This is a genomic window from Ensifer sp. Root31 (genome assembly GCF_001424825.1).
Taxonomy (GTDB): Bacteria; Pseudomonadota; Alphaproteobacteria; order Rhizobiales; family Rhizobiaceae; genus Ensifer; species Ensifer canadensis.
On sequence record NZ_LMCO01000011.1, the window covers coordinates 73,167 to 99,359 of the forward strand.

Below are 26,193 nucleotides of genomic sequence, written 5' to 3' on the forward strand. Positions count from 1 at the left end.
GGCGCCAACACCAACGGCTACTTTGCGTCGCTGGCGCTGATCTCCTTCTGCTGCGTCATGATCGCCTCCGTCTGGATCTTGGTGTTCTGGCCGATGGCGATCATCCAGCGCTCCCCCTCCTTCACCAGGATGTAGAGCGGGCTGCCTTCCGCTTCTCCGAGGATCGGCGAGCCATCGTCCAGCACCGGGCGCTGGCGCCGGGAGAAAGCGTCGAAATCCGGCAAGCCTGAGCATTCTCGACGCTCCTCGCCAGGATTGGCACCGATTTTTCCGTTCATAATTCGGTAACCATACGGCGTGTTACCCGGGGAACAGCGCATTCGACGCCACAGGATAGTCTCCATGCCACGGTTTGACAGTCTCTCAACAGCAAACACAAGGCTTGGAGGATACGGACATGATCAAGACCGGTTTCGGCGTTTCCATCACCGTTCTGGCCTTCTCTCTGGCAGTGATCGCCTTCATGAATGTGGCCCTGTCCCAATATCGGGCGGCAGAAATTGCCGACATCACCCTGCCCGACTACAGCACGATCACCTCGTCCATCCATCGCTAAAGCGCGCCGTCTCGATTTCCACCGGGCAGGAAACCGGGTGGCTTGCCCGACGCTGAGGGGCAAGAATGCTCGATCAAACGATGGAGCCAGCCATGATGTCCCTGCTCACCCTCCACGCGTTGGCAGCCACACGAGGCGACGGTCTTCGCCTCGAACTCCTCACCGCGAAAACCTGATGTCCGTGGCCGGCAAACACGGCGTTTCACTTCACGCAGGCATTGAGCGCCTTGATGGCCTCATCGGCTCCCGCGAGATCGACCCTGGTTTGCGCAGCGCCGGCCGATTGAAACGTCAGTTCAGCGCTTTGCGCTAACGCCGATTGCAACGCGTCCCTGTCAGCGCCGACGTGAACAGTCAGGAGATGAGGCGTGCGGATATCGACTTCGCGTAGTGCAAACGCCTTGCCGCCGATCCTCAAGTCACCCGCGGATGCGCTCTTCTCGGTGAGATTCCAGCTGTTGTTGAAGAGGCTGAGGTGAAACGCCTGATTACGGTCGGCATACAGGATGAGCGCGATCTTTCGGTCGACGTTTTTCGACATCAGACAGCCTTTTCGTCCCCCATCCAATGGGTCTCCAGTCCAACTGCCCACCTGAAATTTTTGCTCAGAGCTTTCGCGCTTCGCCTCGTCCTGGTCACTTCCATCGCGCTCCATCTGCGGCGGCTTTCCGTCGGACCTGAACTGCAGAGCGTACTGGCTTTTGCCGATATCGGTGGCCTCGCAAACCGTCATGGCCTCGCCCTTGAAGGGGTTGGTGTAACCGCATCCGCCAGCCACTTCCTTCATCTCGAATTCAGCCGCTTCCTTACCGGGGTCCACAACGATCCTGTTGACGCTCTGCAACTGACTGTCCGGGTCGGGCTTCTCGGCCTCGCGTCCTCGGAAAGTCACTGCAACGCCGGACTTGAGGAAAACCGTGAAACCGGATCGGCCGTCTGGATAAACCGATTGTACCAGCATGCCGTCACATTGGCTCGTCCAGTCTTCACCTGCAACGATGAGGCTCTCACAGGTGCCGGTCAGCGTTCCCGTGGTCAGATCATCCGTGAGGGCCTGAGACTGGGCCGGCAGACTGATCAGCATACACGCGGCCAAGATAGCGGAAAACGGGCCAGCACGGAGTTTCGAAACTGCAATCGTCATAGTATTCGCCGAATCGCTCATATATTCAAAGTTGCGTTTAGCCTACAACGGCAATGGTCGGCCCGCCAGCGTTCCGCGCTGACAGCAGGAGGCTGAATTGGCAGCAGCAACCTGGGCGGGCAGCCATTGGCTACGACCGGTTCAGGCACCCCCAGAGCTTCGAGACCCGCTTTTCTCCAGATCTCCCTGATAGCCGCACTCTTGGCGGCAAGGCGACGGGCGAACCTAAGTACGGCGATCGCCATGATCGCGGCCTGACCGTTGCGCAGTCGGCCGGCGCTATTCTCCGCGTCAGGCAGAGCCGGCCGGTCTCCTTGAAACGTGAACGGCCGATGTCCTGGTGGAGAAACCTCCCTTCCCATTGTCGGCACGAACAAAGACTTCCCCTGGCATGACTTTGCTGCTTGGATGGACCGCACCGGCCGCCTCATGGCCGATGCCCATCCGTTGCCAGGAAGTTTCCGATGTCGAGCGATCATTCCCACCTCTGGCCCGGCGTTCCCCTCGCCCTGGGGTCCGCCGTTCTCTTCGGCGCCTCGACGCCGCTTTCAAAACTTCTGCTCGGCACCATTGACCCCTGGCTGCTCGCCGGCATGCTTTATCTCGGCGCCGGGATTGGCTTGGCGATCGTTCACCGCGCCCGCGCCCTGGTCGGACTCGATGGCGTCGAAGCGCCGCTGGCGCGCGCCGATATTCCCTGGCTGATTACCGTGATCCTGTTCGGCGGCGTGCTCGGCCCGCTGTTGCTGATGTTCGGCCTATCCCAGACCACGGCCGCCTCCGGATCGCTGCTCCTCAACCTCGAGGGACTGGCGACAATGGCGATTGCCTGGCTGGTGTTTCGCGAGAATGTCGATCGCCGCCTGCTCCTGGGCGCAGCCGCAATTTTATGCGGCGCGGTTCTCCTGTCGTGGAACGGTGCAGGCCTGAGCCTCGATCGCGGCAGCCTGCTGATATCAGGCGCCTGCCTTGCCTGGGGCATCGACAACAATCTGACGCGAAAACTCTCCTCCGCCGATCCCGTCCAGATCGCCATGATCAAGGGTTTGGCTGCCGGCGCCACCAACCTCGCCCTTGCCCTGTCGCTCGGCGCCTCGCTGCCGTCTGTCGGCCTCACGGCAGCAGCCGCCCTCGTCGGCTTCCTCGGTGTCGGCATCAGCCTCGTCTTCTTCATGCTCGGCCTGCGCCATCTCGGCACGGCGCGCACTGGCGCTTACTTCTCGCTCGCCCCCTTCATCGGCGCCCTTCTCTCGATCGCCCTCTTCCGCGACACGATCACCCTGCAATTCCTCTCAGCCGGCCTGCTGATGGCCTTTGGCCTCTGGATGCACCTGGCCGAGCGCCACGACCACGAACACACCCACGAGGCGCTCGAGCACGAACACGCCCATATTCACGACGAACATCACAACCACAGCCACGACGGCCCGGTCACCGAGCCGCACTCCCACTGGCACCGGCACGAACCGATGCGGCATAAGCATCCGCATTACCCGGACCTGCATCACCGGCATAGTCATGGGTGAGGGCGTTTAGGTGCCCTGAAATTACCTCTGAGACGGCTTGAAAGTGCGTCGAAGTTGCGGATTTTGGAGCATATCGGAAATGCAAATTTTCCGGACTTGCGTGGCAAAATTCCGGAAAAGCGCGAGCTATAGCGGCGATGGTTCGCGCTGGTGCGGGACGGACCGGGCATTCTGTGCCTGATCCGCCTGGGGATTGATCCCCGTTATGCCTGGACCAGCATCTTGACAACCTCATCGGTCGTCCAAAGGCCGTTGGCCATGTAGCGGAAATTGATCAGCGCAGAGAGATAGCCGTCACCCTCCGGCAACTTCGGCGCAGCGACCGCATCGCGAACGATGCCGACTTCGAAGCCAAGTTCGAGGAATTCGCAGCAATGCGACTCCACGCACATATTGGCGAGCATTCCTGCCAGGATGATCTGGTCAACGCGCTGCTTTCGCAACTGCAATGGCAGGTCGTTGGCTGCGGGCCGTATAGCTTGTGCGGCGAGCAAATGATCGTCTTCCCGTCCTCGATGTACGCTTTAAATTCCGGAAGGAAATCTGCGCCGGAGCCACGAAATCCGTCCTGGGTGTATGGGCCTTTTCGATCGAAGATGCCGACCTTATGCTGGAAGACTTCGAGTGGGCCTTGGATTTTCCACGAATGGTCCCAGTGGTAATAGTAGTGCGGCGAAATTGCCACGACGATGTCGGCTGCTTTGGCGGCCTCGAAAGGGCGGCCAAGGTTTGCGACTACGTTGTGCTCGGTCACACTCTCTCCCACGACCGGCCAGGCAAGGCCCTTCGGGCTCATGAAATCGATTTGCGGGTCGATCACGACCAGGGCCGCACGCGATCGGTCCAACTTCATGTTGCCCTTTTCAAGGGCCGGATTTGGTGGATCGGCATAGGGATCATTGGTGGCCGCTTGCGCTCCTCCGCCGCCGACAGCAGTGAGCGCGGTCGCCGCCGTGATCCCGGCGACGGCACTTAAGAAGGATCTGCGGGGTGGGTTGCAACAATTATCATCATGCATATCGAAAGCCCTTTTGTGTTGGATGGGTTGACTGAATCACCGTCTGGGTCTCAAACGTCCGAAAGGACACAGTTCAGGTGATTTCGGACATGCCTCTGATGTCGCCTTTATCCGCCGACCGCGGTGACAACGGCAGGGGAAACACACCGAAGTCGATAGATCGCCGCACCGGGAGGACAAAAGTGTTGAGGCGATGAAAGGAACCTATCAGCCGACCGCAGCTTGCGAAATTATACCGAGGTTTAAAGAAGCTAGGCGTATGTGTTGGGGACGCCGTCCCGCGTGTCGTTTCCATGTCGCGTGCAGTAGCCGCGCCCTGCAGCGGAGGTCCGATTTGGTCGCCCCCCCCACTCGACAGCAGAACCCAGGCTCGCATGCGCCTCGCTGCGGACATGTCGCGCCGACGCAATGATCTGGAGAGCCGCATCAAGGACGCCACCATTGCTCAACGGCGTCATCAACGTTGCCAGCATAGGCACCGAACACCGCGACCTGGGGGATAACATTCGTTCGTGGCAGGCAGAGTTGGCCCAAGAGCCGGAGCCCGTCAGCCCAGTCACTCTGCACCCGGCAGCGATCGAGTCGTACCGCCGCTCGCTGAAAGACCTGCGGAAGGTGATCGAGCGGAACCCGAAGAGCGCAGACGCCTATTCGAGGCTGATGCGCCAGTTGATCAAGGAAGTACGGGTCAGAACTTGGAGAAGCGCAAGCCCGATATCCAACTCATTGGAAAGCTAAGGAGTTCCTTTGCAGAGACCCAACCTAAGGTACGAGCGGGGTGTCTAATGGTAGCGGAGGAGGGATTCGAACCCCCGACACAAGGATTATGATTCCTCTGCTCTAACCTACTGAGCTACTCCGCCGGGTACCGCGTCAGGGCTTCGAAGGTGAAGCCGTCTTGACTGGACGGGCGGCTTATAAGGCCCGGTTCTGCCTAGTGTCAAGCCAAGTCGCGGGGAAAATGTGAAGTTTTCCCGCGCGATCGGAAATGACTGCCTCAGGCAGCCGCAGGCGCTGCCAGAAGCACCTTCAATGAGGCTTCCGCACCGGCCTCACGCTCGGATTTGCGGATGAAGCCGCCGCCATAGACGCGGGCGTCTTCGCCGACGCCGGAATAGAGCGCGCAGGCCTGGCCGGGCGCGATGCCGGCTTCGCCTTCGGCAAGCTCGACATAAAGACCCTCGGCGTCACGCTTCAGGATAGCGGGCGCCGGCTGGCGGGTGGAGCGGACCTTGGCGAAACAGTCGAAGCCATCGGCTGCCACGTCTTCAAGATCTTCATCGCCCAGCCAGTTGACGTCGCGCAGGTAGACGCGGCGCGTTTCCAGCGCTTCCTTGGGGCCGACGATGACGCGGCGCGAGCGGGCGTCGAGATAGACGACATAGAGCGGCTCGCCGGTGGCGATGCCGATGCCGCGGCGCTGGCCGATGGTGTAGTGCAAAATGCCGTCATGGGTGCCGAGTATGCGGCCATCGAGATGCACGATCTCGCCGGCAAGCGCTGCATTCGGCTTCAGCTTGGAAACGATATCGCTGTACTTGCCCTGCGGCACGAAACAGATGTCCTGGCTGTCGGCCTTCTGGGCAACGACAAGGCCCATCTCTTCGGCCAGCACCCGCGTTTCGGCCTTGGAGAGGTGACCGAGCGGGAAGCGCAGATAGTCGATCTGCTCCTGCGTGGTGGCAAAGAGGAAGTAGCTCTGGTCGCGATCGGCGTCAGTCGGGCGATAGAGCGCCCGCTGGCCGGCATAGCGCGGGTTCGGGCTCGGCCGCGAGCGGATGTAGTGGCCGGTCGCCAGCGCATCGGCACCGAGCTCCTTGGCCGTCGCCAGGAGATCGGCAAACTTGACCGTCTGGTTACAGGCAACGCAGGGGATCGGCGTTTCGCCGGCGACATAGCTTTCGGCAAACGGGTTGATCACCGTTTCGCGGAAGCGCGCTTCGTAATCGAGCACGTAATGCGGGATGCCGAGCGTTTCGCAGACGCGTCGCGCGTCGTCGATGTCCTGGCCGGCACAGCAGGAGCCGGCACGGTGGACGGCGGTACCGTGGTCGTAGAGCTGCAGCGTGATGCCGAGAACGTCGTAACCCTCGCGTTTGAGCAGGCCCGCGACGACGGAACTATCGACGCCGCCGGACATGGCGACAACGACACGCGTATCTTCGGGCTTGCGGTCAAAATTGAGAGTATTCACGGGATCCAATCCGGCCTTCGGGTGGCAGCGACAACGCTCGCCCCTGTTTCACGCTTCATGCGATGCAATGCCTGCGCGATAGCACGCGGCACGCGTTCGGCTTCTACAGCGCCGCGCGTCTTATTCAGACGCGCCAAGGTCGCTGTAGCACGACAATGTCCAGAGTATCTTCTCCGCTTTCTTGAAAGCGGGAGGCTCCAGTCGCCGACATATAGAAACTTGTCCGCCCGGCGGCAAGGGCGGTGCTATGGCGCAAGGCCGGTCAGGGCGGTCCGTCTCAGATCAGTTTCAGCCGCATGGCGCGGGCGATCGCCTGCATGCGGTTGACGGCGTCGAGCTTGCGGGTCGCGCTCTTGAAGTAGCTGCTGACCGTATAGGTGGAGATGCCAAGGATGATGGCGATCTCGTCGCTGCTCTTGCCGGCTGCGGCCCAGCGCAGACACTCGATCTCGCGGCTCGACAGCTTTTCGCGCGCCGAGCTGCCGGTGTCGAAGGTGCGTTCGAGGCATTCGAACAGCTGCACGAGGGAAAGATAGAGCGTCGCCTGCTCGACGCCGACAGGCGGGTCGCGTCGTCCGGACAGCATGGCGACGAAGGGATCGCCGCTGCTGGTATGCAACTGGACGGCGAAATGGCGCCCCATCTCCGGATGCGCCAGCAGCCGGTGCACCATCGCCTCGTCGGTCGGTTTGCCGGCCGCATCGAGCAGCTCGGCGCCGCCGGTTACCGGCAGCTTGGTACCGCGCAGGCGCTCGACGAGCACGCTCGACTGAAAGGTCTCGCAGGCGTCGTACTGGCGCACCAGCTCCGACGGCCAGTTACTCAGCACCAGGCGCTCGGAAAAGCGCTGCTGCTCGGCCAGCGGCAGGCGCGCGATCATGAAATGGCCGAAGCCATAGCGCGCGATCAACCGCCGCATCAGGTGCAGAAGTTCGTATTCCGTGCGGACGGCAGCCGTATCGATTTCGGAAATCATGTCCGCCGTCTCAGCCTCGCGCAGCAAGGCTGGTTCATTCGATTCCTTCATCTCTGATCACCACATCACCGGTGCCAACGCACCTGGTCGAGAGAATACAAACAGCCCCGAAAATCATCCGGTGCATGAACTTCACCCGGCAGCCAGAATACAGCCACCCTCTCCGGCATGCCCGCGAAAGCAACGCGACCGGTTGTGAAAATATGACGATGCACCAAGAATGATTCGGGAGCGCACAAACGTCGCTCATCCTTTATTTCGGCGCCTCGTTACCAAGAATTTTAGTTAAAGTGAAATGTGGTAATTGCATGGCTCCCATGTAAAATCCGCGATAATCCAAAGCTTTCCGGGCATTAAGGCGGCTCTTGTCGAGCGCGACAGGCGTCGCGATCGCCGGCGGGACGTTGCGGAAGTGATCGAGGGAGTGTGCGGAAGTATTTAAAATTATGAGCAAATTGTTACCGACCGCTTAGGCAAATGTTAAATGTGGCGGGCTAAGGTCAGCAACATATGGTCTTGAGTTTGTGTAGAGAGTCCCATGACCGAAATGATGCGACCACGTGTAAAATATGTCATCGGCCCCGATGGCAGTCCTCTGACGATTGCGGATCTGCCGCCGGCGAATACCCGGCGCTGGGTTATTCGCAGGAAGGCTGAGGTGGTTGCCGCTGTCCGCGGTGGCCTTTTGAGCCTTGAGGAAGCGTGCGAACGCTATACCCTCACTGTCGAGGAATTCCTTTCCTGGCAGTCCTCCATCAACGATCACGGTCTGGCCGGCCTGCGCACCACACGCATCCAGCAATATCGCCACTAAAAGCCCCCAACAGGGCCATAGGTCGAACGGCGGCTCCGGAATTTCCGGTGGCCGCCGTTTTCGTTTTCCGTCGCCCGCTCCGCCCCGTCTTTCAATAGGCAACATTTCGGCGACAGTGCGTTTCCCCTTCGCGTTCGCCAAACCGGTTTCGAATGCTGCAGTCATGCGATAGCATCTTCAGCAACACGCAAACGTTGAATGTGAAGGGATGCTGAGATGGATATCGCCCACGAAGAAATCGGTTCGCACGGCCGCTACTCGACAACCGTCGAAGGCTATACCGGCGAGATGACCTATTCCCGCTCATCGCCGAAACTGATCATCGTCGATCACACGCTCGTTCCCGACGAGTTGCGCGGCAAGGGCGTCGGCCAGGCGCTGGCAAAACATGCAATCGACGAAGCGCGCAAGGGCGGCTGGAAGATCATTCCGCTCTGCCCGTTCATCCGCGCGCAGGCGCTGCGCCATCCCGATTGGCAGGACGTGATCCAGGCCTGAGGCGGCAAACCACCAAAGTTCCGAAATGGGAAAACCCGCCCGACAGATGCCTGTCGCGCGGGTTTTTCGTTCTTGTGACAATCGTGCCGGATCGGGCCATGCCATCGGCATCGCCCGACAAAGAATGAAAATCATCTGCCTCGAAACGGCTAAGGAGCTTACGCCCTGAGACGCGTCGTCGTATCCCGTTCCTCGAGCGCCGCCGCCTTCGCAAATTCGGCCTGCACTTCTTCAAGTGCAAGTTCGGCCGCATCCTGCTGCGCCTTCAGTTCACGAATGGAGACCTGAAGATTGTCGGCTCTTTGACGAGCAGCCTTGGCGAAAGTGGGATAGGCAAAATGCGAGGGATCGGAAATGCCCGACTTCTTTTCCTCGAAAACAATCTGATTTTCCAGATCCTTGGTCATCCGTTCGAACTCAGCCATCATCATCTGAAGCTGGCTCAGCTGACGCTGCTTCTCCCTGACCTGAAATTCCTTCAGGCGGACAAGGCTCTCACGTGCTTTCATACGCAATACTCCCGTGGATAACGAGACCCCGGTTACTGATTTGGCCCGTCGAGCCTGCCCCAACAGACAGAAAACGAAAATCGACAGCGATATTAACAAAAGCCTACCGCTGGTAACCTTTCGTTTACGGGCATCGTTAATCATAGGGGTGATGATTTAAGGCTCCGTAAATACTGAGGCACGAAATATGACGGCCCCGGCATTAACGAGTCAGAAGAGTCAGATAGCGGCATTTCCTCATGTTTCGCATGAAAAGTGCCATTTTGGATTCATGTTTGAAATCAGGGAACTGCTAAAAATATTTAACAATCTCGATACAGCTTGCCAGAGTGAATCAGAATTTGTTAACCATTTGATGGCAGCCTCCAAATCAGGCAACGACTGGATCCGTATCGCGTAAGGGGGCCACGATGACCTTGGGCGGCGGAAAAGGGGAAGAATATGCGGGTTCTACTAATTGAAGACGACAGCGCAACGGCTCAGAGCATTGAGCTGATGCTCAAGTCCGAGAGTTTCAACGTTTACACCACCGATCTCGGTGAGGAAGGCGTCGATCTCGGCAAACTCTATGACTACGACATCATCCTTCTCGACCTCAACCTTCCGGACATGTCCGGTTACGAGGTCTTGAGAACACTGCGTCTTTCCAAGGTGAAGACGCCGATCCTCATTCTCTCCGGCATGGCCGGAATTGAAGACAAGGTTCGCGGTCTCGGCTTCGGCGCCGACGACTACATGACCAAGCCGTTCCACAAGGACGAGCTGGTGGCGCGCATCCATGCGATCGTCCGCCGTTCCAAGGGTCATGCCCAGTCGGTCATCTCGACCGGCGAACTGATCGTCAATCTCGATGCCAAGACGGTGGAAGTCGGCGGACAGCGCGTCCACCTCACCGGCAAGGAATACCAGATGCTCGAGCTGCTCTCGCTGCGCAAGGGCACGACGCTCACCAAGGAAATGTTCCTCAACCACCTCTACGGCGGTATGGACGAGCCGGAACTGAAGATCATCGACGTCTTCATCTGCAAGCTGCGCAAGAAGCTTGCCAATGCTGCCGGCGGCGCCAACTACATCGAAACCGTCTGGGGCCGTGGCTACGTTCTGCGCGAGCCGGATGGTGCCGAATACGCCGAAACCGCCTGATTTCGAGCTTTCTTCCGGGCGCGGCATGGACCCGCATATCCAGGCATGACGCCAACGGACGCCTTTTGAACAAACCCGCCCTTCGAGGCGGGTTTTTTCGTTATGGTCGCCCCTTCCCTCGGTGATCAGGTGCTTCCTGGTGTCAAAGGTCCGAAGGTGGTGACATGCGCCTGCCTCGGCCTTGATCTCGGGTGTCATGCAAAAAGTGCCAAGACGAGACAGCAAAAAGCCGCAGCAACTGCCGCGGCTTGTTCAGTCCGGAAACACGTTTATTGCGGTTCAGGCCGCCATCGACTGGCTGGCAAAGACGCTCGTCAGGATCTTGCGATCGAACGGCTTCAGCAGGAAATCATCGGCACCGGCGCGCTTGCCGGCCATCATCTTCTTCAGATCCGCCTCGACGACGCAGTAATAGATGCGCACAGACGCACCATTCGGCAGTCGCCTGATATTGGCGATGAGATCCAGAGCGCCCTCCAGGCCGGCGTCGACCACGAGAATATTCGGCAGCTCGGCTTCGCAGCGCACCAGCGCCTCAAGGCCGCTCGGCGCTTCGTAGACAAGGAAGCCCATGCCGGACAGGATACGTTTCCCAACTTTCCTGACGACATCCGAGCCGTCGGCAATCATCAAGCGCCGCATGTCCAACTCCTTCATGACTTACCTATACGCGTGCTCGCACGCCTGAAACAACCCTATACAAATTTGGCAAAGATTTCGTTACGGAGCTTGCTTAACGCAGGCTCTCCGGCTGTTTTTAACACGCTGAAAATATTAATTTTTCGGTGAACCGGCCAAAAGCCAGGAAAGGCGGGCGCTCAAACTGTGGCCACGCAAATGTCCGGCGCGGGGGCCATCGCCACACCGCGCCGGACATGTATCAAAACAGCAAAGGCAGCGCCGGACTTAGGCGTCGACCGGCTTCATACGCGCCGTGAAGATGATCTCTTCGCCGGTCGAAACCACATCGATCGTCATGCCCGCTTCCTCGCCGAGCAGCACCGTGTAGTAGGGCTGGATCGAATGCGCATCGACCGCCTCTTCCGGCGTGCCGGACAGAAGTTCGACCAGACGCGGCGGCACGCGCATCATCCGGCCCTTGCAGGCCAGCGTGAACACTGCGTCGAGCTCGGGATTTTCGAGCGTGATGTCGATGACGCCACCGCGCGGGATCGCCCCATAGGCGATGAGGAAAAGATTCAGGAGGAGCTTGACCCGGTTCTTGGCGATGATGGCGCGCGGCCCGTGCCAGTTGACCTCGGTCTTCTTCTCGGCGGCGGCAAAGTCCTTGGCCGCCTTTTCCGCTTCGCCGGTATCGATCGACGCGCCGACCGAGCCGGAGGCGCCGAAGGCGAGACGAGCGAACTTCAGGCGGACCGACGCGTTGAGTGCGCTGGTGCGGATGAGGTCCATGGCGTCGGCATCGGCGCCGCCCTCGTCCAGAAGTTCCAGGCCATTGTTGATGGCGCCGACCGGCGAGATGATGTCGTGGCAAACCCGGCTGCACAGAAGCGCGGCCAGATCGGGTCCCGTCAATGTCAGGTTCGGATTCGTTGCCATCGTCTTTCCTTGTTCGGTTCCATCGGCATGCGGACATGAGGCACGCGCTCGGGCAGAGCCGGTAAAGCCTCAGGCGCTAAGACGCAAGCCATGGGCTGCCCGGCGCAGCCGTTCATCAGTGGATCATAATGACACCACATTTGGTAAACCGATTGTTAAGACCATCGGTTCAAATTGCAGGGAAATGGTCCAGACCCCCGCTGGCCGCGCCGTCACAGGCGATGCCGGCCATAGCAAACCCGCAAGCGAGTGATTTTCGCGCCTGACGGAGGAAACGATGCAGCAGATCATGAAGGCAGCCACGATGGCCAGCCGCGCTATCCTGGCGACGATGTTCCTGATGGCCGGCGCCATATCCGCCGCCCATGCCCAGCAGGCGAATAGTCAATATTCGATGCAGGAGATCGTCGATGCCGGTCACGGCTTCTTCGGCGAAACCTCGGGCGGCCTCGCCAAGGTGGTGGAGCGCGCCTTCGAACGTTACGGCCTGCCGAACGGCTATATCCTCGGACAGGAAGGTTCTGGCGCCTTCATCGCTGGCCTGACCTACGGGGAAGGCGAACTCAACACCAAGAATGCCGGCCAGCACAACGTCTTCTGGCAGGGGCCATCACTCGGCATCGACTGGGGCGGACAGGGCAGCCGAACGATGATGCTGGTCTACAACCTTCCGAGCGTGCCATCCCTCTACAAGCGGTTTGGCGGCGTCTCCGGTTCGGCCTATGTCGTGGCCGGCGTCGGCATGACGGTGCTCACCGACGAACACATCGTCGTCGTCCCGATCCGCACCGGCATCGGCGCCCGGCTCGGGGTCAATGTCGGCTATCTCAAGATGACACAGAACCCGACCTGGAACCCCTTCTGACCTAATGCATGTTTCCTTAAATCCTATTCGATTTAAGGATAAAACATGCAGCAATTCAAATGCTACAGCGACCTTTGCGCGTCTAATATGACGCGCGGCGCTGTAGATGGCGGGTGCGCTTTGGCGAAATCCCACCTCAAATACTTGCAGCGCACGAGACGTCATGTTTAGTGCAGGGAAGTAACATCAAGCGCCTTGCTCTGGCTGTAATGGTCGGGCGGGGCGTTTGCTTCCGGTCCAGCTTTGAAACGGCCAGCTCGTGATTGAATTCTCGCTCCTCTTTGCCCTGGGCTTCCTGACGGCGATCATCATCGGCCTTCTCGTCGCGCCGGCCATTCACCGCCGCATCGTGCGCTTTGCCGAGGATCGTCTGAAGGCGACCATGCCGCTCAGCCCCCAGGAAGTGCGCGCCCAGAAAGATGCCGCCCGCGCCACCTTTGCCGCCGAGAACGCACGCACGCAGCAAGCCCTGAAGCGCGAGCGCGACAAGGGCGTATCGCTGATGCTCAACAACGAAAAGACACTGCAGGAGGCACGCCGCCTGAACGGCGAGAATGCCGATCTGCATTCCCAGCTTGCCGACATGAACGTCGAAGCCGCCGACATGCGCTCGGCGATCCGACAGTTCGAGCAGCGACTGGAGCGCATGAAGGTTTCGCTCGAAACCGTCGAGCGCGACAACGCCGGCAAGGCGGAAACGATCAAGACTCTGACCAATCAGTTGGCGCAACAGGCCGCCGCCATCGACAATCTACGCCTCGACCTTGCCGCCGGCGAGACAGAGGCCGAAAACCTCAAGAGCCGCGTCGCGACGCTCCGCGACGAGCGCGATGCGCTGCGTGCAGATCTGAAGACGGAAAGCGCGCATGCCAAGGAAATGGAGCTGCGTCTTGCCCGTGACGAGAGCCGCCTGCAGCGACTGGAAGACAAGCTTTCGCGGGAACTGGCTGCAGGCGCCGATCGCGAAAGCGCGCTCGAGCGACGCGCCGATGAAATCGAACGACTGAAGACCAAGGTGAAAGACGTGAACCAGGACATGCGGGATGCCGCCAAGGTGTTGCGCGCGGCAGGTATCGCCTTCCCAGCGCGCAAGGACCGTCGCGCAAGCGGCAGCGAGCCGTCGGAGGGCGTTGCCGCGCACCCTGCGCAGCTCATCGAGCAACCGGGCGTGCCGCCGCTGGAAACTGCGGCGCTTTCGCATGAACTCAAGAACCGTGCGGCCGCCCTGTCGGAACGGTTGACCAATTCCAAGACGACCGCCCATGACGATGCCTTGCGCGAGGAAGTGGCGGAAATTGCCGCCAGCATGGTGGCTCTGACGGCAACGCGCGAGGGCGCCGCCTCGCCGATCCTCAGCCTGCTCGCGGGTGACGAAAACAACGATGCGGCCGGCCGCAAGAGCCTGGCAACGCGGGCAAAAGAAATCCTGCCGAAGGAATAGGCACTTTCTGTGCGCGTCAGATCCGGTCGTTGATCAAGGCGACCTGATGCAGCGCGATGCCGGCTGCCATCGAGACATTGAGGCTGTCGAGCCCGGGCCGCTGGCGAATGCGGGCGGTGCGTACGGATTTCAGGATGGCCGGCGGCAGCCCCTCACCTTCCGTTCCGACGAGCAAGGCAGTGCGCCTGGCCGGCGGTATTCCGCCGATGTCGGTTTCGCCGGCCGGCGACAGCCCCCAGATCGCAAAGCCCTCGGCCTGCAGCCGTTCGATCAGCGACGCCGCCGACCCTTCGCGCGCAAACGGCACCGTCAGCACCGAACCGACGGAAACACGGATCGCCTTCCGGTACATCGGATCGCAGCTCGTCTCATCCATCAGCACCGCATCGACGCCGAAGGCCGCGGCATTGCGAAACAGCGAACCCATATTGTCATGGTTGGAGATGCCACAGGCTGCGAGGACCAGGCTTGAAGCGGGAAGCGAGGCAAGCAGCGTGTCCCGGCCGACAATGCCGTCACGGCGCCCAAGTGCCAGCACACCACGGTGCATGTTGAAACCGGCGATCGCGTCGAACACCGGTGCCGCCGCCACATAGACGGGCACGTCAGCGGGAAATTCCGCCAGAATGGCCTCCACGCCGGCCACACGGCTTTCGAGAAGCAGGATGGCCTCGGCGCCAAGCCCGCTGTTGGAGCGATGCGCCGCCGCCAGCATGCGCAGCACCACCGTGCCTTCAGCGATGAAACGCCCCTGTCGGCCCGTCAGGTCGCGCTCCTTGATCGACACGAAGCCGGCGATGCGCGGATCTGCCGGATCATCGATGCGGATCGGAGGCGAGGCGCTTGAGCTCATACCGTCAGTTGGTCCTGACGGTGATGTCGGCCACGATGCGGCCGGCGGCGATATCGAAAACGATGGCGCGCGGCTCGGCGCCGGGCAGATTGCCGTAGAAAAGCACCTGCGAGCCCGACAGCGCGACGTTGGTCACCGTGAAGCCGGCCGGGAGGGCGGCAACCGCATTGACCGGCGCCTCGCTCGGAACGGCGATGGCTGCGGATTGCGCCTGCGCCTTTTCGTCCGTGCGGGTCAGCTTGTAGACAATCGTTCCGAGGACAGCCATAAGCATGACCAACATCACGCCTGCCGAGACGAGTTGCAGCCGCACCATCTTGCGGCGAACATTCTCCATCGCCGGGTCTAGCGGCTTGTCTTCCTGGTCATCGGGCGCGGTCGCGGTCATGATTGGCCTTTTATCGGAATTAAAACGGAATGAACGACCCCTTTAAACAAGCAGCAGCCAATAGGAAAGTCCTGACGGCGGGCGAGGACGCCGCAGGGCGGCTCGATTCCTTCCTGACCGAGGCACTTTCGGGCGAGTTTTCCCGCAACCGGATCAAGAGCCTGATCGAGCAGGGTGCTGTTTCGATCAACGGCAAGCTGGTGACCGAACCGAAGAAGAAGGTCCAGCCGGGCGACCATTTCGAGATCGACCTGCCCGAGCCGGAAGATCCGGAGCCGAAGGGCGAGGATATCCCGCTCGACGTGCTCTATGAGGACGACCACCTTATCGTCCTGTGCAAGCCGGCAGGGCTTGTCGTTCATCCCGGCGCCGGCAATTGGACGGGCACGCTGGTCAATGCTCTCATCCACCATTGCGGCAACAGCCTCTCGGGCATCGGCGGCGTCAAGCGGCCCGGTATCGTCCACCGCCTCGACAAGGAAACGAGCGGGGTCATGGTCGTCGCCAAGAACGACGCCGCCCATCGCCATCTGTCAGACCAGTTTGCCGATCACGGCCGCACCGGCCCGCTCGAGCGTGCCTACCGGGCCGTCGTCTGGGGCCGTCCGCGCCAGTTGAAGGGCACCATCGACGCCCCTCTTGGCCGTGCGGGAGACCGCACCAAGCGCGCCGTAAAACGCGAGGACAGCGACGACGCCCGCGAAGCGATTACCCATTACGAGGTCGTCGAGCGTTATCTGGAAAAGCCCGACGGCACCAGCCTGGCATCGACGGTGGAATGCCACCTCGAAACCGGTCGCACCCACCAGATCCGCGTGCACATGGCTCATATCGGCCATCCGCTGATCGGCGACCCGGAATATGGCGCGGCCTTCCGCACCAAGGCCAACCTCCTGCCGGAGGCGGCAAAGTCCGTGGTCAGCCAATTCCACCGCCAGGCCCTGCATGCCTTCATGCTGCAGTTCGAACATCCGTCGACCGCCGAGACCATGCACTTCGAGGCCCCGGTGCCTGACGACATGGCGGCCCTGGTCGAGGCCCTGCGTGGCGGAACGTAACGCCACCTCTTGAATTTCGGCCGCAGGATTCCAATTTTAACTGCGCCTCTATTCGTGATCTGTCTTGCCTCCGGCGTCACATGTTAGTGAAACCGGACTCCTTGAATCATGCTTTCGCCGTACTTATTTTGTAGCCTCGTGGGGTCTTGACGAAGACCCACATGCCCGGCCTGCCGCCCGGAGGCCGGAGACTATAAAGGGGGGTGCTTCATGGCCCGAAACAATTTGCCGTCCATTGCCGCTGGTGAAGGCGGCCTCAATCGTTATCTCGACGAAATCCGCAAATTTCCCATGCTCGAGCCGCAGGAAGAGTACATGCTCGCCAAGCGGTATCAGGAGCATGACGACCGCAACGCCGCTCACAAGCTCGTCACCAGCCACCTGCGCCTCGTCGCCAAGATCGCGATGGGTTATCGCGGCTACGGCCTGCCGATCGGCGAAGTCGTGTCTGAAGGCAACGTCGGCCTGATGCAGGCCGTCAAGAAGTTCGAGCCCGATCGCGGCTTCCGCCTGGCGACCTATGCCATGTGGTGGATCAAGGCCGCCATCCAGGAATACATTCTGCGCTCCTGGTCGCTGGTCAAGATGGGTACGACCGCCAACCAGAAGCGGCTGTTCTTCAACCTGCGTCGACTCAAGGGCAAGATCCAGGCGCTCGACGAAGGCGACCTGAAGCCCGAGCACGTCAAGGAAATCGCCACGACCCTGAAGGTCAGCGAGGACGAGGTCATCTCGATGAACCGTCGCCTGTCCGGCGATGCTTCGCTGAACGCGCCGATCAAGGCGAGCGAAGGCGAATCCGGACAATGGCAGGATTGGCTCGTCGACGACCACGACAATCAGGAACAGATCCTGATCGAGCAGGACGAGTTGGACAGCCGCAAGGCCTTGCTCGCAAACGCGATGAAGGTGCTCAACGATCGTGAACGCCGCATCTTCGAGGCGCGCCGCCTTACCGAAGATCCGTTGACGCTCGAAGACCTGTCGACCGAGTTCGATATCAGCCGCGAGCGCGTGCGCCAGATCGAAGTCAGGGCCTTTGAAAAGGTCCAGGACGCCGTCCGCAAGGCGGCGTTGGAGAATGCCCAAGCCTTGCGCGTCGTCGAAGGCGCATAGGTCCGAGGCTTGGCATAACAGGAAACGAAAAAACCCGGCGAAGTTCTCGCCGGGTTTTTTTGTTGTTTCTGCTTCAGCGTGTCCGGCCCTATTGGCCTGTCGCTGCCGTATTGCCTGACGATCCCCAAGCGCGCATCGCCTGGCTGAAGGCTTCGTTGCCACTCTGGCCCTTTTCAAGCGTCAGCAAGGCGCGGCGACCGTTGCGGTATGTCAGCGGGATATCGATCCATCCACGGCTGCGCAGCAGTTCGGTATTGCTGCCAACCGCTTCGGCGAAGTCATTGAGCGCGATCATGTGGAAGTCGTCGGTGATCTTGGCGGGTACCGCGATCAGCGCATCGCCACGATCCTGCTCCGTCCGCTTCATCGAAACGCGCTGCACGCCGTCGATGGCGCCGCCTTCGAAGTTCTGCGGCAGCGAGAAGACGAACTCGATCACGTGGCTCGCCGGCAGGGACGGATCCGCATTGCGCTTGATCGTCATCAGCGCGGTCAACCCGCGGTCCGGCACGGTGATCTGAGCCTGGATTGCCGGTTCCGGCTTGGCGTCGCCACCCGGAGACTCCTCCTTGACCGACCAGGCGACAGTTCCCGGAATGGCGGTCGGAGAGGATTGGCCGAGCCGCTCTTCGTAGAGGAACATCTTTTCGCCGTTGGCAACCGCAACATCCGGCTGTGCCGGCTGAGCGCCGGGTTGCAGACCTGTACCAGGCGTTCCGGCGTCGGTACCAGGCGTACCGGCCGCTTCTTCCTGCGGTTTTCCGGCTTCGGTCTGCGGTGCGACCGACTTGCCTTCCTGCGCGGCACTTTCACCGTTCAAGACAGCCGGGCCGGCATCGGTTTCCGAGCCATCGGCAAGCAGGCGCTGGGTAAATTTCGTCGACGTGTTGTCCGGAACAGCCGTGTCGTCATGCGCGCCGGGCTGTTGCGTCACGGTCTCGCCGGTCGGCGCCGGGGGCGTGCTCTGCTGTTCCGCCGGCGTCTCACCCTTGCCGGAAACGGCCGACGTTATCGAAGCGACCATGCCGGAAATCCAGGCATTGCCCGCCTCCCGGTTCTGCCAATAGGCAAATCCGCCGCCACCGAGCACGAGCAAAAAGCCGGCGGCGATCACCAGGCGCTTGACGCTGAAGCGCGAAGGCTTTGGCGTCGTGCTATACGAAGTCGGCCGCGCCGGCATCTCGATGCCGCGATCGGTATCCTTGGCCGTTGCCGCTCCCGCACCTGCCGCCGTCGCACCGCCTTCAAGACCCAGAAGATCGTCAATGTGATCCCAGGCCGTACCCGCGCGCTCCTGCTGGCTTGCGGATTCCGCCGAGTTTGCGGCCGGCGTTAGCGATGTCTTTTCGACCGGCCACGACCAATCGGAAATTTCGGCGTCGCTGGCCTTTTGAGCGGGGCGCTCGGTGATCGAGGCAAACGGATCGTCGTCGTCGAACGACCAGGAACGGCTGGCATCCGCTTTCGGCGCCGCCGGCTCTATTTCGGCAGGCTTTTCCTCGACGGGATGCATGCCGAGCAACTCAGGTGCACCGGCATCGTCGACCACGTCGTCCGGCTTCGCGTCCAGCGAGGCAGGTGCAGGAGCGGGCTTCGTGTCTTCCCAGTCCGGCAGTTCCCATTCCGAATGCGCTGACGTTTCCGCAGCAGGCGCGACAGCGGGCGCATCCCAGGTCGCATCCTGCACCGATTCGGGTTCAGGCTCGATGGCCGGGGCAACCGGCGCATGGTCAAGGACCTCTTCAGCGGCAGGCTGGGCGGGTGCGACGATTTCCTCATCATGCGCCTGTGCCTCGACCGGCGGCTGCCAAGCCGGCTCGGCCTGCTCTTCGACGGCTTCGGCGTATTCGGCTGCTACCTCGACATATTCGGCCGGTGCTTCCGCGGGCACGGTCTCGGCATAGCTTTCCGTCTGCTCATCATGCTCGGCAACTGCGTCGGCGTAAGCAGGCTCGGCATCGCCGACAACGTCGTCTTGTGCCGGTTCTTCGGCTGCCGCCGTCACCGGCTCGCTTTCGGCCTGTTCGACCGGCGTCTCGACGACATCGCCCGGTTCCGGTTCCGCCTCAGCGGGCACGACCGCTTCCGCGACTTCAGCCTCGGGCTCGAACGCGTCGACCGCCGGCAGGGCCTCAGCATACTCGCTGTCGACCTCGCCGATCGCGTTTTCGAGTTTTGCCAACTGACGATTGATCATATCGTCCGACGGACGCGGATTCATATTTTCGAGTTGGCGACGCACGGCGGCGCGCGCCTTCTCGTAGACCTTATCCCGCATTTCCGGTGTGTTTTCCGACAGGCCGTCAACGGTCCTGCGAATAACTGCAACAAAATCCGCCATCAGAACTTTCTCATACGCTCAGGCATGTGTTTGCGATCACGACGCAATGTCAGTCCGCCGACACTAGTCCTCAAAGGGGTCCGTCACAAGTATTGTGTCGTCCCGCTCCGGGCTGGTCGAAAGAAGAGCCACCGGTGCACCGATGAGTTCCTCGACCTGGCGAACATACTTGATCGCCTGTGCCGGAAGATCTGCCCAGCTGCGTGCGCCGACAGTCGATTCCTTCCAGCCTTCAAGTGTAATATAGACTGGCTTTGCCGAAGCTTGCTGCGCCTGGCTTGCCGGAAGATGATCGATCTGCTGTCCGTCGAGAGTATATCCGACGCAAATCTTCAGTTCATCAAGGCCATCGAGCACGTCGAGCTTGGTCAGCGCGATGCCGGTGATGCCGTTGGCAGCGACCGACTGGCGCACGAGCGCAGCATCGAACCAGCCGCAGCGGCGCTTGCGTCCGGTAACGGTGCCGAATTCGTGGCCGCGCTCGCCGAGGAACTGGCCGATCTCGTCGTGCAGTTCGGTCGGGAACGGGCCCTCGCCGACGCGGGTCGTATAGGCCTTGGTGATACCGAGAATGTAGCCGAGCGAGCCCGGGCCCATGCCCGAACCGGCGGCGGCCTGACCTGCAACGGTGTTGGACGAGGTTACGAACGGATAGGTGCCATGATCGATGTCGAGAAGCGTGCCCTGCGCGCCTTCGAACAGGATGCGGGCGCCCTTGCGCCGCGCCTTGTCGAGCAGCACCCAGACGGTTTCCATGAACGGCAGTACCTTGTCGGCAACCGAAGACAGCTCGAGCATGATCGCGTCATGGCTGATTTCCGGTTCGCCGAGGCCACGCCGCAGCGCGTTGTGGTGCGTCAGCAGGCGATCGACCTTGGCCGGCAGGGTTTCGAGGTCGGCAAGGTCCATCACGCGGATCGCACGACGGCCGACCTTGTCTTCATAGGCCGGGCCGATGCCGCGGCGGGTGGTGCCGATCTTGGTGCCGCTGTTGGAGGCAGCGTCTTCGCGGAAGCCGTCGAGTTCGCGGTGCAGCGAAAGAATGAGCGTGGCGTTGTCGGCAACACGCAGGTTCTCCGGGGTGATCGTCACGCCCTGCTTGCCGAGCTTGTCGATTTCAGCGATCAGCGCATGCGGGTCGATGACCACGCCGTTGCCGATGACGGCGAGCTTGCCGGGACGCACGACGCCGGACGGAAGCAGCGACAGCTTGTAGCTGACGCCGTCGATCACCAGGGTATGGCCGGCGTTGTGACCGCCCTGAAAGCGCACGACGATATCCGCGCGTTCCGAGAGCCAATCTACAATCTTGCCTTTGCCTTCATCACCCCACTGGGATCCGACCACCACGACATTCGTCATAATTCTCTTCCTGTTGACGCGCGCAAGTAGGGTTGCGCTGTTCTCAAAACCCGCGCATCTATACTGTGTTGTCACCGGGAAAGCGACCCCGTTATGACGGGCGTTCCGCCCTTTTTGCATGACAAGCGCTGGATTTAGCGCCTATATCTTGCGTCTCTCCCGCCCTTGCGGCAATCAATCCCCGTCATCCCAGCAGGTTGCAGCATCGTGAATTCCAGGGCTTATTTCTATCTCTGCGTCACCGCACTCTTCTGGGGCGGCAATTCGGTCGCCGGAAAAATGGCCGTCGGACATGTCAGTCCGATGATGCTCACCACCCTTCGCTGGGTGTTTGCGCTTCTCATCATCCTGGTGCTAATGACGCCGCAGATCCGCCGCGATTGGCAGAAGATCAAGCAGCATTGGCTGCAGCTGCTGGCCTATGGCGTCATCGGTTTCACCACCTTCAACGCCCTGCTCTATTCTGCGCTGAAATATACCAGCGCGATCAACGCGGTCATCCTGCAGGCCGGCATCCCCATGCTGATCTTCCTGTTCAATTTCATGCTGTTTCGAACCCGCGCCTCGATCGCACAGGTGATCGGCTTCACCGTGACGCTGATCGGCGTGCTGATCACCGCCGCGCACGGCGACATCGCCAGCCTGCTGCAACTGGAGTTCAACTTCGGCGACGCCCTGATGATCGCCGCCTGCATCGTTTACGCCGCCTATACCGTGGCACTGCGCTGGAAGCCCACGATGCATTGGCAGAGTTTCATCGCCGCACCCGCCTTCGGCGCCCTGCTCAGCGCCATTCCACTGCTCTTCTGGGAGATCGGCAACGGCACGGCGATCTTTCCTGACACGACCGGCTGGATCATCGTGCTCTACGCCGCCATCTTCCCGTCATTGATGTCGCAGGTGCTCTATGTCCGCGGCGTCGAGATGATCGGCGCCAACCGTGCCGGGCTCTTCATCAATGCCATCCCGGTCTTCGGCACGCTGCTGTCGGTCATGCTGGTCGGCGAGACCTTCCACACCTTCCATTTCATCGCCCTGCTGCTTGTTCTCGGCGGCATCGCCATTGCCGAGAAGGGCCGCCCGAAACACTAATACCAACCCGCACGGATATTGACCTCTTCCGGCCGAGCCGGCGCCCCTCTTTCAGGCGAGCAACCGCTCCATGTAGAGCGCATCCTCGCCGTAGCTTGCAAGCTTGCTTGCCAGCCGCTCGTCCATGCGGACGGAAAACCCCTGCCGCTCCCAGAAGCCGCGCGAACCGTTGACCGACACCAGCGACATCGAGTGGTAGCCGTCCGACCGGGCGATATCGGCGAGCAGCGGCACGACGTTGCCCCCTGCCCCGGATCCACGGGTCTCAGGCAAAAGCGCCAGGTCGTGAATGTACCAGGTGTCGGCGGTTTCAGGGATCTCGCCGAGCACCGCGTTCAGCGCGGGCGGCGCACGGCGGATCCAGGGGTGGCTCAAGACATAGCCTTGAGTGACGCCGCCGACCTCCAGCATGAAGCAGCCCTCCGGGCTCAGTTCCAACCGATCGGCAAGCACGTGATCGTCCTCGGGGAATGCCTCGTGAACCACCAGCTGGATTTCGGAGACCGAAACGAGATCGGGAAGGCTGGCCTCGCGCCAGCGGAATGCCTGTCGTGTCATTGCCGTCATCAATGTTTCAAACCGAAAGAACGCACCGGCTTGTCCGATGCGTTCCTGGTCGTTCTCGAATTCAATCATCTGCCCGCCTTGGCGAGCCGGCCATTCGCTGGCGCATGGGTCACAAAATCATGGCCGATTTGCGCCCTTCAGCCTTGCGCACCAGGCGGTGCGCAAGGCTGCTGCATCCATGATCAATCGATGTTGAACACCAGCGGTTTTGCCTGGCGGATCGCGCCGTTGGCGCGCAGCTTGTCGAGCACGTCATCGGAAACCGGGCCGTCGACATAGAGCAACGCGATGGCGTCGCCGGCTTCCTTCTCGCGACCAAGCTGGAAGTTGGCGATGTTGACGCCGGCATCGCCGAGGGTCATGCCGATGAAGCCGATCATGCCGGGTACGTCGGTGTTGGTGATGTAGACCATGTGGCTGCCGACATCCGCATCAAGGTTGATGCCCTTGATCTGGATAAAGCGCGGCTTGCCGTCGGAGAACACCGTACCGGCGACCGAGCGGGTCTGGTTGGCGGTCTTGACCGTCAGCTTGATGTAGCCGTCGAAGACGCCGGTCTTGTCACGCTTGACCTCGGAAAGAATGACGCCCTTTTCCTTGATCATGATCGGAGCCGAAACCATGTTGACATCGGCCACCTGCGGCCGGATGAGACCGGCGAGCACGGCACTGGTCAACGCCTTGGTGTTCATCGCTGCGGTCGCGCCATCGTAGAGGATCTCGATTTCCTTGATCGCGCTTTCCGTCACCTGGCCGACGAAGGCGCCAAGCACGTCGGCAAGCCGGATGAAGGGCTTGAGGATCGGGGCTTCTTCGGCGGTGATCGAGGGCATGTTGATGGCGTTGGAAACGGCACCCTTGACGAGATAGTCCGACATCTGTTCGGCGACCTGCAGGGCGACGTTTTCCTGTGCTTCCGTGGTCGACGCACCGAGATGCGGCGTGCAGACGACGTTCGCCAGGCCGAAGAGCGGGCTTTCCGTCGCAGGCTCGACCTCGAACACGTCAAAGCCGGCGCCGGCAACGTGGCCGGACTTGATCGCGTCGGCCAGCGCCTTCTCGTCGACGAGGCCGCCGCGGGCGCAGTTGATGATGCGCACGCCCGGCTTGGTCTTGGCCAGAGCTTCGGCATTGAGGATGCTGCGGGTCTTGTCCGTCAGCGGCACGTGCAGGGTGATGAAGTCGGCCTGGGCCAGCAGCTCGTCGAGCTCGACCTTGGTGACGCCCATTTCTTCGGCGCGCTCCTTCGACAGGAACGGGTCATAGGCAAGCACATGCATCTTGAGGCCGATGGCGCGCGAGCAGACGATCGAGCCGATGTTGCCGGCGCCGATGACGCCGAGCGTCTTGCCGGTGATTTCGACACCCATGAAGCGGGACTTCTCCCACTTGCCGGCCTGCGTCGAGGTGTCGGCGGCCGGAAGCTGGCGGGCAACGGCAAAAAGCAGCGCGATGGCGTGTTCGGCCGTGGTGATCGAATTGCCGAAGGGCGTGTTCATGACAATGATACCGCGGCGCGAAGCGGCCGGAATATCGACATTGTCGACGCCGATGCCGGCACGGCCAATGACCTTGAGATTGGTCGCAGCGGCGATCAGCTTCTCGGTCGCCTTGGTGGCCGAGCGAATGGCAAGACCGTCATAGTTGCCGATGATTTCGGCGAGCTTGTCCTTGTCCTTGCCGAGCTTCGGCTGGAAATCGACTTCAACGCCGCGGTCGCGGAAGATCTGGACGGCGGCTTCCGACAGTTCGTCGGATACGAGAACGCGAGGTGCCATGATGGCCTCCTTGAGAAGATCAGGTCTGAACGGGAATGCGGTACAAGGGCTTCGCTCCCCCATCGGGAGCGAAGCAAACGCTTGGGTTAGGCCGCTGCCAGCGACAGCGTCGCCTTCTGGGTCTCAAAAGCCCAGGTCAGCCACGGCATCAGAGCTGCCATGTCGGATGCCTCAATCGTGGCACCGGCCCAAATTCTGAGACCGGACGGTGCATCGCGATAATGGCCGATGTCGAACGCGACACCTTCTTTTTCGAGCAGGGCGACAACGCCCTTGGCAAAGGCTGCCTGTCCATCCGCATCCAGTGCGGCGACGTCCGTGTCGACGATCTTCAGGCAGACCGACGTATTGGAGCGGGTTTCGTCCTTGACCGCCAGATTGGCGATCCAGCCGTTGGCTGCAACGAAGTCGAAGATCACCTTGGCATTGGCGTCGGCACGCGCCATCAGGCCCTTGAGCCCACCGACCTTCTCAGCCCAGACGAGCGCATCGATGTAGTCTTCGACGCAGAGCATCGAAGGCGTGTTGATGGTCTCGCCGGTGAAGATGCCTTCGATCAGCTTGCCGCCGGAGGTCATGCGGAAGATCTTCGGCAGCGGCCAGGCCGGCACATAGGTCAGCAGGCGTTCGACGGCACGCGGCGAAAGAATGATGACGCCGTGTGCGCCCTCGCCGCCCAGAACCTTCTGCCAGGAGAAGGTGACGACATCGAGCTTGGCGAAATCGAGGTTCTGCGCAAAGGCGGCAGACGTCGCGTCGCAAATGGTCAGGCCCTTGCGGTCGGCCGGAATGAAGTCGGCATTCGGAACGCGCACACCCGAGGTCGTGCCGTTCCAGGTGAAGACGACGTCACGATCGAAATCGACCTTGGAGAGATCGGGAAGTTCGCCGTAACCGGCTTCGAACTTGCGTACATCGGCGAGCTTCAGCTGCTTGACCACATCGGTCACCCAGCCGGCGCCAAAGCTTTCCCAGGCGACCATGTCGACGCCACGCTGGCCGAGCATCGACCAGAGCGCCATTTCGACGGCGCCGGTATCGGAAGCGGGCACGATGCCGATGCGGTAATCGGCCGGCACGTCAAGAATGTCACGGGTAAGATCGATGGCCTGCTTGAGCTTCGTCTTGCCGACCTTGGCGCGGTGCGAACGACCGAGCGGAGCGTCGGAGAGAGCATCGAGCGACCAACCGGGGCGCTTCGAGCAAGGGCCAGAAGAAAAATGGGTGTTGTTCGGACGGATGTCCGGCTTGGCAGGCTTCGTCATGTGCTATCCTTCCAGATAGATAGCCCTTCGTTGGGGAAGGGTGTCCCGCCGTCGGAAATATTGCGGGTCCGGAAGGAAGTCAAGCGACTTGTGTCGCAATCGAGAATATTTATGGCGTCGCAGGCAATA

At 61.1% G+C, this 26,193-nt stretch carries 27 protein-coding genes and 1 tRNA gene; 12 read left to right on the plus strand and 16 right to left on the minus strand.

Features of this window, described 5'->3' with window-relative positions:
* Positions 1-17: 17 nt before the first annotated feature.
* Positions 18-278 (minus strand): hypothetical protein, encoded by a 261-nt coding sequence (locus ASD00_RS11755; RefSeq protein ID WP_128090375.1) that lies wholly within the window; start codon positions 276-278, stop codon positions 18-20.
* Between the two features lie 119 nt (positions 279-397).
* Here ASD00_RS11755 and ASD00_RS39925 point away from each other — a divergent pair, with 119 nt between their 5' ends.
* Positions 398-556 (plus strand): hypothetical protein, encoded by a 159-nt coding sequence (locus ASD00_RS39925; RefSeq protein ID WP_156408099.1) that lies wholly within the window; start codon positions 398-400, stop codon positions 554-556.
* 202 nt (positions 557-758) lie between these two features.
* Here ASD00_RS39925 and ASD00_RS11760 read toward each other — a convergent pair whose 3' ends face one another.
* Positions 759-1,700: a hypothetical protein gene (locus ASD00_RS11760; RefSeq protein ID WP_057206582.1), complete on the minus strand. Its 942-nt coding sequence runs from the start codon at positions 1,698-1,700 to the stop codon at positions 759-761.
* A gap of 464 nt (positions 1,701-2,164) precedes the next feature.
* On the opposite strand from ASD00_RS11760, the gene ASD00_RS11765 reads away from it, so the two are divergent.
* Complete coding sequence (locus tag ASD00_RS11765; RefSeq protein ID WP_025424699.1) at positions 2,165-3,226, plus strand: DMT family transporter; 1,062 nt, start codon at positions 2,165-2,167, stop codon at positions 3,224-3,226.
* A 203-nt stretch (positions 3,227-3,429) separates the two neighbouring features.
* On the opposite strand, the gene ASD00_RS42285 is transcribed toward ASD00_RS11765, so the two are convergent.
* Positions 3,430-3,630 (minus strand): isochorismatase family protein, encoded by a 201-nt coding sequence (locus ASD00_RS42285; RefSeq protein ID WP_280137500.1) that lies wholly within the window; start codon positions 3,628-3,630, stop codon positions 3,430-3,432.
* 203 nt (positions 3,631-3,833) lie between these two features.
* On the opposite strand from ASD00_RS42285, the gene ASD00_RS42475 reads away from it, so the two are divergent.
* Positions 3,834-4,202 carry a hypothetical protein gene (locus ASD00_RS42475; RefSeq protein ID WP_348272062.1) on the plus strand — a complete coding sequence of 123 codons (369 nt, stop codon included), beginning with the start codon at positions 3,834-3,836 and terminating at the stop codon, positions 4,200-4,202.
* Positions 4,203-4,685: 483 nt separating this feature from the next.
* On the plus strand, positions 4,686-4,982 hold the full coding sequence (locus ASD00_RS11775) for a hypothetical protein (protein ID WP_025424701.1): 297 nt from the start codon (positions 4,686-4,688) through the stop codon (positions 4,980-4,982).
* A 48-nt stretch (positions 4,983-5,030) separates the two neighbouring features.
* Here the strand turns inward: ASD00_RS11775 and ASD00_RS11780 are convergent.
* The 3 genes from ASD00_RS11780 to ASD00_RS11790 all read right to left on the minus strand — a co-directional run bounded on the left by ASD00_RS11780 (position 5,031) and on the right by ASD00_RS11790 (position 7,465).
* A tRNA-Met gene (locus ASD00_RS11780) sits at positions 5,031-5,107 on the minus strand.
* 134 nt (positions 5,108-5,241) lie between these two features.
* Positions 5,242-6,438, minus strand: coding sequence for a tRNA 2-thiouridine(34) synthase MnmA (gene mnmA, locus ASD00_RS11785; RefSeq protein WP_057206639.1), 1,197 nt, complete (start codon positions 6,436-6,438; stop codon positions 5,242-5,244).
* 277 nt (positions 6,439-6,715) lie between these two features.
* Positions 6,716-7,465: a LuxR family transcriptional regulator gene (locus ASD00_RS11790; RefSeq protein WP_025424703.1), complete on the minus strand. Its 750-nt coding sequence runs from the start codon at positions 7,463-7,465 to the stop codon at positions 6,716-6,718.
* Between the two features lie 487 nt (positions 7,466-7,952).
* Between ASD00_RS11790 and ASD00_RS11795 the strand changes: the two genes are divergently transcribed.
* Together ASD00_RS11795 and ASD00_RS11800 are read left to right on the plus strand one after the other, a co-directional pair.
* The gene (locus ASD00_RS11795; RefSeq protein WP_003527546.1) at positions 7,953-8,228 is read left to right on the plus strand and encodes a DUF1153 domain-containing protein; all 276 of its coding nucleotides are present in this window, start codon (positions 7,953-7,955) and stop codon (positions 8,226-8,228) included.
* 216 nt (positions 8,229-8,444) lie between these two features.
* Positions 8,445-8,726 carry a GNAT family N-acetyltransferase gene (locus ASD00_RS11800; protein WP_057206583.1) on the plus strand — a complete coding sequence of 94 codons (282 nt, stop codon included), beginning with the start codon at positions 8,445-8,447 and terminating at the stop codon, positions 8,724-8,726.
* Positions 8,727-8,884: 158 nt separating this feature from the next.
* On the opposite strand, the gene ASD00_RS11805 is transcribed toward ASD00_RS11800, so the two are convergent.
* The gene (locus tag ASD00_RS11805; protein ID WP_025424705.1) at positions 8,885-9,235 is read right to left on the minus strand and encodes a hypothetical protein; all 351 of its coding nucleotides are present in this window, start codon (positions 9,233-9,235) and stop codon (positions 8,885-8,887) included.
* 441 nt (positions 9,236-9,676) lie between these two features.
* On the opposite strand from ASD00_RS11805, the gene ctrA reads away from it, so the two are divergent.
* Positions 9,677-10,378 carry a cell cycle two-component system response regulator CtrA gene (gene ctrA / locus ASD00_RS11810; protein ID WP_025424706.1) on the plus strand — a complete coding sequence of 234 codons (702 nt, stop codon included), beginning with the start codon at positions 9,677-9,679 and terminating at the stop codon, positions 10,376-10,378.
* A gap of 279 nt (positions 10,379-10,657) precedes the next feature.
* Here the strand turns inward: ctrA and ASD00_RS11815 are convergent, their stop codons facing one another.
* The gene (locus ASD00_RS11815; RefSeq protein WP_025424707.1) at positions 10,658-11,020 is read right to left on the minus strand and encodes a response regulator; all 363 of its coding nucleotides are present in this window, start codon (positions 11,018-11,020) and stop codon (positions 10,658-10,660) included.
* Between the two features lie 264 nt (positions 11,021-11,284).
* Positions 11,285-11,938 carry a histidine phosphotransferase family protein gene (locus tag ASD00_RS11820; protein ID WP_057206585.1) on the minus strand — a complete coding sequence of 218 codons (654 nt, stop codon included), beginning with the start codon at positions 11,936-11,938 and terminating at the stop codon, positions 11,285-11,287.
* A gap of 277 nt (positions 11,939-12,215) precedes the next feature.
* Between ASD00_RS11820 and ASD00_RS11825 the strand changes: the two genes are divergently transcribed.
* Both ASD00_RS11825 and ASD00_RS11830 read left to right on the plus strand, forming a co-directional pair.
* Positions 12,216-12,803 (plus strand): EipA family protein, encoded by a 588-nt coding sequence (locus ASD00_RS11825; protein WP_025424709.1) that lies wholly within the window; start codon positions 12,216-12,218, stop codon positions 12,801-12,803.
* A 259-nt stretch (positions 12,804-13,062) separates the two neighbouring features.
* Positions 13,063-14,244, plus strand: a complete 1,182-nt coding sequence (locus ASD00_RS11830) for a hypothetical protein (protein ID WP_057206587.1) — start codon at positions 13,063-13,065, stop codon at positions 14,242-14,244.
* Positions 14,245-14,260: 16 nt separating this feature from the next.
* Here ASD00_RS11830 and ASD00_RS11835 read toward each other — a convergent pair whose 3' ends face one another.
* The gene (locus ASD00_RS11835; RefSeq protein ID WP_057206589.1) at positions 14,261-15,097 is read right to left on the minus strand and encodes an RNA methyltransferase; all 837 of its coding nucleotides are present in this window, start codon (positions 15,095-15,097) and stop codon (positions 14,261-14,263) included.
* Positions 15,098-15,101: 4 nt separating this feature from the next.
* A complete protein-coding gene (locus ASD00_RS11840) occupies positions 15,102-15,485 on the minus strand; it encodes a hypothetical protein (protein ID WP_025424712.1) in 384 nt (127 codons plus the stop codon).
* Between the two features lie 29 nt (positions 15,486-15,514).
* On the opposite strand from ASD00_RS11840, the gene ASD00_RS11845 reads away from it, so the two are divergent.
* The gene (locus ASD00_RS11845) at positions 15,515-16,543 is read left to right on the plus strand and encodes an RluA family pseudouridine synthase (RefSeq protein ID WP_057206591.1); all 1,029 of its coding nucleotides are present in this window, start codon (positions 15,515-15,517) and stop codon (positions 16,541-16,543) included.
* Positions 16,544-16,753: 210 nt separating this feature from the next.
* Positions 16,754-17,659, plus strand: a complete 906-nt coding sequence (gene rpoH / locus ASD00_RS11850; RefSeq protein ID WP_025424714.1) for an RNA polymerase sigma factor RpoH — start codon at positions 16,754-16,756, stop codon at positions 17,657-17,659.
* Between the two features lie 88 nt (positions 17,660-17,747).
* Here rpoH and ASD00_RS11855 read toward each other — a convergent pair whose 3' ends face one another.
* Together ASD00_RS11855 and ASD00_RS11860 are read right to left on the minus strand one after the other, a co-directional pair.
* Positions 17,748-20,000 carry a hypothetical protein gene (locus ASD00_RS11855; protein ID WP_057206592.1) on the minus strand — a complete coding sequence of 751 codons (2,253 nt, stop codon included), beginning with the start codon at positions 19,998-20,000 and terminating at the stop codon, positions 17,748-17,750.
* Between the two features lie 63 nt (positions 20,001-20,063).
* Positions 20,064-21,362, minus strand: a complete 1,299-nt coding sequence (locus ASD00_RS11860; protein WP_057206594.1) for an adenylosuccinate synthase — start codon at positions 21,360-21,362, stop codon at positions 20,064-20,066.
* 207 nt (positions 21,363-21,569) lie between these two features.
* On the opposite strand from ASD00_RS11860, the gene ASD00_RS11865 reads away from it, so the two are divergent.
* Entirely contained in the window at positions 21,570-22,454 is an 885-nt protein-coding gene (locus tag ASD00_RS11865; protein ID WP_057206595.1) for a DMT family transporter, read from the plus strand.
* A 51-nt stretch (positions 22,455-22,505) separates the two neighbouring features.
* Here ASD00_RS11865 and ASD00_RS11870 read toward each other — a convergent pair whose 3' ends face one another.
* From ASD00_RS11870 to ASD00_RS11880, 3 genes are all read right to left on the minus strand, one after another.
* Positions 22,506-23,090, minus strand: a complete 585-nt coding sequence (locus tag ASD00_RS11870) for a GNAT family N-acetyltransferase (protein WP_244496035.1) — start codon at positions 23,088-23,090, stop codon at positions 22,506-22,508.
* 113 nt (positions 23,091-23,203) lie between these two features.
* Complete coding sequence (gene serA, locus ASD00_RS11875; protein ID WP_057206597.1) at positions 23,204-24,799, minus strand: phosphoglycerate dehydrogenase; 1,596 nt, start codon at positions 24,797-24,799, stop codon at positions 23,204-23,206.
* 86 nt (positions 24,800-24,885) lie between these two features.
* Entirely contained in the window at positions 24,886-26,064 is a 1,179-nt protein-coding gene (locus tag ASD00_RS11880) for a phosphoserine transaminase (protein WP_057206599.1), read from the minus strand.
* Positions 26,065-26,193 lie beyond the last annotated feature (129 nt).

What these genes read in the sequence shown, in the direction of transcription:
- ASD00_RS11755 (WP_128090375.1), bottom strand. Translation starts at nt 278, where the DNA reads ATGAACGGAAAAATCGGTGCCAATCCTGGCGAGGAGCGTCGAGAATGC.
- ASD00_RS39925 (WP_156408099.1), top strand. Translation starts at nt 398, where the DNA reads ATGATCAAGACCGGTTTCGGCGTTTCCATCACCGTTCTGGCCTTCTCT.
- ASD00_RS11760 (WP_057206582.1), bottom strand. Translation starts at nt 1,700, where the DNA reads ATGACGATTGCAGTTTCGAAACTCCGTGCTGGCCCGTTTTCCGCTATC.
- ASD00_RS11765 (WP_025424699.1), top strand. Translation starts at nt 2,165, where the DNA reads ATGTCGAGCGATCATTCCCACCTCTGGCCCGGCGTTCCCCTCGCCCTG.
- ASD00_RS42285 (WP_280137500.1), bottom strand. Translation starts at nt 3,630, where the DNA reads ATGCTCGCCAATATGTGCGTGGAGTCGCATTGCTGCGAATTCCTCGAA.
- ASD00_RS42475 (WP_348272062.1), top strand. Translation starts at nt 3,834, where the DNA reads ATGCTGGAAGACTTCGAGTGGGCCTTGGATTTTCCACGAATGGTCCCA.
- ASD00_RS11790 (WP_025424703.1), bottom strand. Translation starts at nt 7,465, where the DNA reads ATGAAGGAATCGAATGAACCAGCCTTGCTGCGCGAGGCTGAGACGGCG.
- ASD00_RS11795 (WP_003527546.1), top strand. Translation starts at nt 7,953, where the DNA reads ATGACCGAAATGATGCGACCACGTGTAAAATATGTCATCGGCCCCGAT.
- ASD00_RS11800 (WP_057206583.1), top strand. Translation starts at nt 8,445, where the DNA reads ATGGATATCGCCCACGAAGAAATCGGTTCGCACGGCCGCTACTCGACA.
- ASD00_RS11805 (WP_025424705.1), bottom strand. Translation starts at nt 9,235, where the DNA reads ATGAAAGCACGTGAGAGCCTTGTCCGCCTGAAGGAATTTCAGGTCAGG.
- ctrA (WP_025424706.1), top strand. Translation starts at nt 9,677, where the DNA reads ATGCGGGTTCTACTAATTGAAGACGACAGCGCAACGGCTCAGAGCATT.
- ASD00_RS11815 (WP_025424707.1), bottom strand. Translation starts at nt 11,020, where the DNA reads ATGCGGCGCTTGATGATTGCCGACGGCTCGGATGTCGTCAGGAAAGTT.
- ASD00_RS11820 (WP_057206585.1), bottom strand. Translation starts at nt 11,938, where the DNA reads ATGGCAACGAATCCGAACCTGACATTGACGGGACCCGATCTGGCCGCG.
- ASD00_RS11825 (WP_025424709.1), top strand. Translation starts at nt 12,216, where the DNA reads ATGCAGCAGATCATGAAGGCAGCCACGATGGCCAGCCGCGCTATCCTG.
- ASD00_RS11835 (WP_057206589.1), bottom strand. Translation starts at nt 15,097, where the DNA reads ATGAGCTCAAGCGCCTCGCCTCCGATCCGCATCGATGATCCGGCAGAT.
- ASD00_RS11840 (WP_025424712.1), bottom strand. Translation starts at nt 15,485, where the DNA reads ATGACCGCGACCGCGCCCGATGACCAGGAAGACAAGCCGCTAGACCCG.
- ASD00_RS11845 (WP_057206591.1), top strand. Translation starts at nt 15,515, where the DNA reads ATGAACGACCCCTTTAAACAAGCAGCAGCCAATAGGAAAGTCCTGACG.
- rpoH (WP_025424714.1), top strand. Translation starts at nt 16,754, where the DNA reads ATGGCCCGAAACAATTTGCCGTCCATTGCCGCTGGTGAAGGCGGCCTC.
- ASD00_RS11855 (WP_057206592.1), bottom strand. Translation starts at nt 20,000, where the DNA reads ATGGCGGATTTTGTTGCAGTTATTCGCAGGACCGTTGACGGCCTGTCG.
- ASD00_RS11860 (WP_057206594.1), bottom strand. Translation starts at nt 21,362, where the DNA reads ATGACGAATGTCGTGGTGGTCGGATCCCAGTGGGGTGATGAAGGCAAA.
- ASD00_RS11870 (WP_244496035.1), bottom strand. Translation starts at nt 23,090, where the DNA reads ATGATTGAATTCGAGAACGACCAGGAACGCATCGGACAAGCCGGTGCG.
- serA (WP_057206597.1), bottom strand. Translation starts at nt 24,799, where the DNA reads ATGGCACCTCGCGTTCTCGTATCCGACGAACTGTCGGAAGCCGCCGTC.
- ASD00_RS11880 (WP_057206599.1), bottom strand. Translation starts at nt 26,064, where the DNA reads ATGACGAAGCCTGCCAAGCCGGACATCCGTCCGAACAACACCCATTTT.